The following is a 1,852-nucleotide window of genomic DNA, read 5'->3' as shown; positions in this document are numbered from 1 at the left end:
CGGCGACGGCGAACCGGGGGGAGCGTCACGGCGTGCGGGATTTAATTCACCCGCCAAAACCCGGGGGCGAGCAGCACGAGGATGGCGAACAGCTCCAGCCGGCCCAGCAGCATGAGCACGGTCAGCAGCAATTTGCTGCCGGCGGCGAAGTCGCTGTAGTTCTCCGCCGGGCCGAGTTTGCCCAGCCCCGGGCCGATGTTGTTCAGGCAGCTCGCCACGGCGCTGGCGCAGTCGATCAGCTTTTCGGCCTGGCGGCTCGGCACGTCGTCGTGGGCGGCCCACTGGTTGCCCGGTTCGATCAGGCAGAGGGCGTACCACCCGCCCACGAACAGGGTCAGCACCAGGGCGAAATACACCACCACGTCGTGCCGCAGGTCCCGGTCGACCGGCAGGCCGAACAGCTTCATCGGGCGGACGACGTTCGGCCGGAAGGCCTTTTCCACCTCCAGCCGCACGACCTTGGCCAGCAGCATGAACCGGATCACCTTAATGCCGCCGGCGGTGCTCCCGGAGCAGCCCCCGCAGAACATTAACAGGAAGATCAGCCCCTTGGCGGACTCGCCCCACTGGGTGTAGTCCTCCGTGCCGAAGCCGGTCGTGGTGGTGATCGTCACGGACATAAATGCCGCGTGCCGGAACTCCTCCAGCACGGAGTCGTATTGATGCCGGGTGAGCAGATACGTGAACAGCAACCCCGTGGAGACCAGCAGGATGGCCACGTACACGCGGAACTCCGGGTCGCCGAACACCAGTTTTAACCGCCCCCAGACCTTCCCCTCGCCGAGCCGCGGGGTGCCCCGCAGGGCGAGGTAATAGAGGCTGAAGTTCACCCCCGCCAGGAACATAAAGACGATCACGGTCCACTGGATCAGCGGGCCGAAGTGGCCGACGCTGTCGTTGTAGGTGCTGAACCCCCCCGTGGCGAGCGTGCCGAAGCTGTGGCACAGGGCGTCGTACAGGCTCATGCCCTCCAGCGAGTACACCAGCGCCGCGATCGCCGACAGCGTGACGTAAATCAGCCACATTGTGAGCGCGTGCTCCTGCACGCGGGGGCGGACGGCCTCGCTGATCGGCCCGGGGACCTCCCGGCGCATCAACGCCTTCCCGCCGGCGCCCAGTTGGCCGAGGATCGCCACGAACAGCACGATAATGCCCATGCCGCCGAGCCAGTGCGTGAAGCTCCGCCAGAACATCACGCAGCGGGGGACCGCCCGGGGGTCCTCCAACTCGTCCAGCACGCTGGCCCCGGTGGTGCTGAACCCGCTGACGCTTTCGAACAGGGCGTCGGCGAGGGTCACCCGGACGTTCTGGTCCGGGGCGTCGGCATCGAACTTCCGGTAGGAGCCGCTGAGGTACAGCGGCATCGCCCCGAGGACGCCGGCGAGGATCCAGCCCAGCCCGACGACCGCCAGGGCCTCTTTCCGGAGGATCGTGTCCTTGCCGGCGTTGCGGCCGTACCACCACAGCCCGCCGCCGATCAGCAGCGACAGGGCGATGGAGGAGACCAGCCCGATCGCCCCGTGGGTTTCGATTTCTTCCACCTGCCCGGCGAAGGGGAACGCCCAGGGCAGCGACAGCGTCATGCTGCCGCCCACCAGCACGGCCAGGAGCCCCAGCAGCCGACAGAGCAGCGGCCAGTTCATCGCGGGGCGGGCGGGACGGAGCGGGGGCGGCGGGGGGCCGGTCGCGGGGAGTTTGAACCGGCGGCGGCCGGGTCGGGGTGTACTTCCGTCGGCCCCTCACCACAAGCCCGCCGGCGGTCCGGGGCGCCGGGCGGGCCGCAAGGTCGGCTCAGGCGGCCTTCTTCCTCGCGGCGGGGGCGACCGCCCCCTTCACCCCCCGCCAGCAGGCG

General features: G+C 69.1%; 1 protein-coding gene. It reads right to left on the bottom strand.

What is annotated here, in order from left to right; all coding sequences use genetic code 11:
- Window positions 1-41 precede the first annotated feature (41 nt).
- Window positions 42-1,643: a TrkH family potassium uptake protein gene (locus tag ACG2DA_RS22680; RefSeq protein WP_395258955.1), complete on the bottom strand. Its 1,602-nt coding sequence runs from the start codon at window positions 1,641-1,643 to the stop codon at window positions 42-44.
- Window positions 1,644-1,852: the final 209 nt, after the last annotated feature.

It is taken from the genome of Alienimonas sp. DA493 (assembly GCF_043951915.1).
Taxonomy (GTDB): Bacteria; Planctomycetota; Planctomycetia; order Planctomycetales; family Planctomycetaceae; genus Alienimonas.
The sequence above is the reverse complement of the archived record's forward strand: the minus strand, read 5'-3'. Positions and strand labels throughout refer to the sequence as shown.